The organism is Roseateles sp. P5_B10 (assembly GCF_056400485.1).
The window spans coordinates 1-5,559 of sequence record NZ_JBFULE010000342.1 but is presented as its reverse complement, the minus strand read 5'-3'; the positions used below and the strand labels follow the sequence as shown (position 1 = coordinate 5,559).

4 protein-coding genes and 2 pseudogenes are annotated in these 5,559 nt (G+C 64.8%); all 6 read right to left on the bottom strand.

Features of this window, described 5'->3' with window-relative positions:
- Nucleotides 1-554 (bottom strand): annotated as a pseudogene (locus AC1DU6_RS18805) (glutamate synthase subunit alpha); the annotation flags it as partial.
- A gap of 129 nt (nt 555-683) precedes the next feature.
- Nucleotides 684-1,409: an REP-associated tyrosine transposase gene (locus AC1DU6_RS18800; protein WP_056203306.1), complete on the bottom strand. Its 726-nt coding sequence runs from the start codon at nt 1,407-1,409 to the stop codon at nt 684-686.
- A gap of 79 nt (nt 1,410-1,488) precedes the next feature.
- Nucleotides 1,489-2,625: a deoxyguanosinetriphosphate triphosphohydrolase gene (locus AC1DU6_RS18795; protein WP_457323849.1), complete on the bottom strand. Its 1,137-nt coding sequence runs from the start codon at nt 2,623-2,625 to the stop codon at nt 1,489-1,491.
- 1 nt (nt 2,626) lies between these two features.
- A complete protein-coding gene (gene aroB / locus AC1DU6_RS18790; protein ID WP_457323850.1) occupies nt 2,627-3,721 on the bottom strand; it encodes a 3-dehydroquinate synthase in 1,095 nt (364 codons plus the stop codon).
- Nucleotides 3,722-3,778: 57 nt separating this feature from the next.
- Entirely contained in the window at nt 3,779-4,372 is a 594-nt protein-coding gene (locus tag AC1DU6_RS18785; protein WP_477858847.1) for a shikimate kinase, read from the bottom strand.
- Nucleotides 4,338-5,559 (bottom strand): annotated as a pseudogene (locus tag AC1DU6_RS18780) (hypothetical protein); the annotation flags it as partial. The pseudogene AC1DU6_RS18780 and the gene AC1DU6_RS18785, both read right to left, overlap by 35 nt.

The following is a 5,559-nucleotide window of genomic DNA, read 5'->3' as shown; positions in this document are numbered from 1 at the left end:
GCCGTCTTGCGGATGACGTAGAGCTTCCGCTCCAGCGCGTCGGGGACGATGATGTCAGTGCCACGGCCGATGAAGATCTGGCGGATCACCGGCTCCTTCTCGCGCACCGTGGGCGACATGGGCATGTCACGGTCCACCGGCACGTCGCGCCAGCCGATCAGCACCTGGCCTTCGGCCTTGATGGCACGGGCCAATTCCTGTTCGCAGGCCAGGCGGGAGGCAGCTTCCTTGGGCAGGAAGATCATGCCGACGCCGTACTCGCCGGGCGGCGGCAGGTTGATGCCCTGCTTGGCCATCTCGGCGCGGTAGTACTCGTCCGGGATCTGGATCAGGATGCCGGCACCGTCGCCCATCAGCTTGTCGGCACCCACTGCACCGCGGTGGTCCAGGTTCTCGAGGATCTTCAGGCCCTGCTGGACGATGTGGTGCGCCTTGTGGCCTTTGATGTGTGCCACGAACCCGAGGCCGCAGGCGTCTTTCTCATTGCCCGGCCGGTAGAGCCCGTGCTCGGCTAGGTCTTGGATCTCGGCTTGAATCTGCGCGGCGTGGCTCATAGCGCCCTCCTGGAACACAACAGGGTGGGAGCGTAATGCAGTGCAGCATTTGCGGCAACTTGATTAAATTAGGGTCAGAGTCAATTAATTCCCCATCGACGTGGTGAAGTTAAATAAATGGGGCCATAGTCACGCCACTCCGGTTGGCTTGGTTTCCGACGATGCCAGTGGCGTTTTGCGCGGCCGTCCGCGCGGCCGTTTGAGTGCGACTTTCGGGTGGGTGTCGCCCAGCGCCTTCAGGAATGTTGCGCCGCCCACTGGCCGCCCCCGCAACACGGCCTCAGTGAACTGCGCTTGCTCCTGCAGGGTGACACCCTGGTCCATCAACTCGCGATAGGCATGCTCGCGCTCGAAGGGTGTGTTGCCCAGTGACCAATACAGTTCATGCTCCGTGACCAGCGCGCTGCGGTTCAGGCCGAGGTGGTGAGCGGCGCTGGACCAGGGCCATTGCGCCGCGTCCTGGCACAGCCCTGCACGCACCGGATTCAATTCGATGTAGCGGATGCAGGCCAGCAGATGCCGTTCGCCCTCGACCAAGCCCGCCCTGAACCGACCTTCCCAGAGCGTGCCGCTGCGCTGATGACGGGTATTGAACCAGGCCACGTAGCGGCGGCCGAGCGCTTGCATCATGCGACTGAGAGCGTCCGCAGCGGGCGGCGTCAGCAGCAGGTGAAGGTGGTTGTCCATCAGCACGTAGGCATGGACGGCCACCCCATACTGAGCCGCGACCTCGGTCAATGTGACCAGCATCTGCTGGCGGTCGTGATCGCTGAAGAAGATGGCCTGGCGGTTGTTGCCGCGCAGGATGACGTGGTGAGGCTGACCCGGCAGGATCAATCGAGGTAGACGGGCCATGAATGCATCCTTGTCGGCACAACGGCCTCGGCAGGAGCAGCCAGAATAATCGACTCCGACCCCATTTTGTGGAGTGACGTCAGAAAAGCGTCTTGCCCGTCAACCGCTGATGCTCGCGAATGGCGAACCGGTCGGTCATGCCGGCAATGTAGTCAGCACAGGCTCGTTCACGATCGGCGCGCTCGGCGAAGTCCGCCGGCATCTGCGTCGCATCGGACGAATAGGCCGCAAAGAGGTCGCGCAGCACCTGCTCGGCGCGGCTGCGCGTGGATTGCACCTGCGGGTGGCGGTAGAGGTTGGCGAAGAGGAAGCGCTTGAGCGCCGTGCTCTTGATGCGCATCTCCGGGCTGAAGCGCAGCAAGGGCTTTTCAGCCCGGCGCACAGCATCGACGTCGCTGGGTGCCGCTTCGTCCAGCGCCGCACGCGTGGCGTCGATGATGTCGTAGACCTGAGCCGACAGCATGCGGCGGATGGTCTCGAACAGCAGGCGCTTGCCGGCCAGGCCCGGATGCGCATCCAGCGAAGCCTGCCAATGCTCCCGCACCAGCTCGACATCCAGCAGTTGCTCCAGCTCGATCAGGCCCGAGCGCACGCCATCGTCAACGTCGTGCGCGTTGTAGGCCACCTCGTCGGCCAGATTGCAGAGCTGGGCCTCCAGGCTGGGCTGGCCGCCATGCAGGAAGCGGGTCGCGATGCCGTCAGGTTCAACGGCCTCGATGAGTTCGGCATGCCGTCGCGAGCAGTGCTTGAGGATGCCCTCGCGCGTCTCGAAGCACAGGTTGAGGCCGTCGAAATCCGGATAGCGCTGCTCCAGTTGATCGACGACACGCAGTGATTGCAGGTTGTGCTCGAAGCCGCCATGGGCGCGCATGCACTCGTCCAGCACGTCCTGGCCCGCATGGCCGAACGGCGTGTGGCCAAGGTCATGGGCCAGGGCCACGGCCTCGACCAGGTCTTCGTCCAGGCCCAGGCTGCGTGCGATGGACCGGCCGAGCTGGGCCACTTCCAGAGAATGTGTCAGCCGCGTGCGGAACAGATCGCCCTCGTGGTTGAGGAAGACCTGGGTCTTGTAGACAAGGCGGCGAAACGCCGTGCTGTGGATGATGCGGTCGCGGTCGCGCTGAAATTCGCTGCGCGTGGGTGCGGGCGGCTCGGGCAGGCGGCGGCCGCGGCTGCGCGCCGGGTCAGCGGCGTAGGCCGGGCGCGGCGTCGACATCTCAGGCCGCTCCGTACGCTGCCAGTGTTTCCACGATGCGTGCGTCTGGCACCGAGTGCAGGCCGGCACGGCCGAGCGCCTCAATGAGGACGAAACGGATCTCACCCGCCTCGGCCTTCTTGTCCACGCGCATCAGCGACAGATAGCGTTCGGCGCCCAGCTTGGGTGGTTGCACCGGCAGCCCCGCCCTCTCGATCAGGCTGCGCAGGCGCTCGACGAAGCCGGCCGGCATCAGCCCCATGCGCTGCGACAGGTCGGCCGCCAGCACCATGCCGCAGGCGACGGCTTCGCCATGCAGCCACGCACCATAGCCGAGGCCCGCTTCGATGGCATGGCCGATGGTGTGGCCGAAGTTCAGGATGGCGCGCAGGCCCTGCTCGCGCTCGTCCTGGCCCACCACGTCGGCCTTGATCTCGCAACTGCGCCGCACCGCATAGCCGAGCACGGCCTTGTCACGCGCCAGCATCGCGTCGAGGTTGTCCTCGATCCAGCACAGGAAACCGGCGTCAGCGATCGGGCCGTACTTGATCACCTCGGCCAGGCCAGCGCGCAATTCGCGGTCCGGCAGGCTGTCCAGGGTGTCCAGGTCGGCGATGACGCGCGCGGGCTGGTAGAAGGCGCCGAGCATGTTCTTGCCCAACGGATGGTTGATCGCCGTCTTGCCGCCGACCGACGAGTCGACCTGAGCCAGCAATGTGGTGGGCACCTGTACGAAGGGCACGCCGCGCATGTAGATGGCCGCCGCGAAACCGGTCATGTCGCCGATGACGCCGCCGCCCAGCGCGAACAGCACGGTCTTGCGGTCCAGGGCCTGGCCGAGCAGGTGGTCGCAGATGCGGTTCAGGCTGTCCCAATCCTTGTGTTGCTCGCCATCCGACAATACGACCAGATCGACGCGACCGTAGACCGCCAGCAGGCGTTCACGCAGGCGAGCGGCGTACAGCGGCGCCACGGTCTCGTTGCTGACAATGACAGCCGTCGCTGCCTTGGGCAGTTCCTGCCAGCTGGCAGGCGCGTCCAGCAGGCCTGAACCGATGCGGATCTCGTAGTTGCGGTCGTCAGGGAGCTGAATGCGGACGGTATCGGTGGCGGGCATGCGGCCAAGTGTAAGAGGCACCTCGCAAGCGGCCCTCCGCCTCCCGTCAAGGCGCCGTCAAAGCGGTTCGGCCCCCACGGTGGCCGCGACGCGAGTCGGGTCCAGCAGGCCCGCCAGCTCCAGCTGCATCAGCGCCATGTTGACGAGGGCATGCACCGAAGGTCGCGCGCTTTCCAGCACATAGTGCGCGCAGCGGCGGTAGAGCGGGTCGCGCTGGTGGTGGAGTTCGCGCAGCTTGGCCAGCGGGTCGCGCACCTGTAGCAGCGGCCGCGTCGTGTCATGGCGCAGACGCCGGAACAGGTCCTCGGGCGTGGAGCGCAGGTAAAGCACCGTCGCGCCGCCATGCAGCAGCTCACGATTGCGCTCCCTCAGCACCGCACCGCCGCCGGTGGCCAGCACGCGATCGCCAGGACGCGCGATCAGCTCGGCGATCACCTCGGTCTCAAGGTCCCGAAACGCATCCTCACCATGGCGCTCGAAGAACAGCTTGATGCTCCTGCCGATGCGCAGCTCGATTTCATGGTCCGAATCGACAAAAGGCACGCCAATTTGGCGTGCCAGTTGTTTGCCGACGGTGGACTTGCCACCGCCAGGCATGCCCACGAGGGCAATCACGTCACTTCGCGCTGGCGCAGCTGCTGCTGGTGCCATAAGGGCTGATCACGAACGCTGGGGCCGTTTCGCTGGTTAGGTCTCCTGCAGCAACCGGCAGTCGTGTGTAGGTGTACAGGTAGTCAACGACGCTTGCCGCGTAGGTCTTGCCCTGAGCGATACCTTCGGCCACAAGCGCGGAGTACGACTTTGACGACAGGGTCACCGGCACACCAATCGGGTAGTACGCAGGTGGGCTGAGGACACCCGCAGCCGTGACCGTGATCTTGTAGTCGACCCAAGTACCTAGGCTCTTCGGATACTCAAGCTGAAGCACAGCGACGCCGTTTGCATCCGTCCTGGTGGCACCCACCAGCGTGATCGCGACGTCGGACTTGCGGGGATCCAACTGCTTGTTGCCATTCACGTCTTCACCGCCGTCGACGACCCCGTTCCGATTCAAATCCTCGTTGGGACAAATGGCGTTGAGCGCGCCCTTGACGTACTCCCCGGCATTAATGACGGCCGCATAGTCGCCTTGAGGTGTCAGCTCCCAGCGCTGCTTCGGGACGTTGTATTCCCAAAACCCCTTCGAATAGCTACCCAGATCCAACGACGGCGTGATCTGAACGTCGGCCTTGGGATTGCCAGCTGAATCTACAACGAGCACGACGTACTTTTTCACATACGTCAGACCGCCGCCGCCGCTACCGATCGTGTTGTCCGTACCGATCGAGATCGACACCGGATTCGAGACGATGGTCAGCGTCGTGGTCAGCAACTGGCCGCCCGCAGCCACGCAACTGCCAGCCGTGGCGCCGGGCGCGAAGTCGCTGATCTTCCAGCAGGCTTGAATGGTCACGCCGTTCGTCGGGCTGCTGACGGCGCCAGGGGCATATGTCGTCGAGGCGGTACCCRAAGCATCTGACAGAACGGAGTTTGCGCCAGAGCCGATCTTGCCGGTCCCGTTGTCACCCGCTGCCGCGAACAGCACGCGGACGTTGGAGATGGGCGCATTGGTGCCATCGCGGAAGATGGCACTGACAGTCACCTGGTTGTTGGTGGTGGACGTGTTGACAGTGACGACATCGGCAGACAGGTTCAGTGCCGTCGCGACAGGTGTAGAGCCAGCCACTGGCACCGTCGTGCTGCCGCCTGCGATGGGAATCGTCACGAGAGACTCGCGCCCGCCCGCTACCGCCTTGATCGTCAGATTGGTTCCCGGGGCGTTGGGTGTGGTGTAGGTG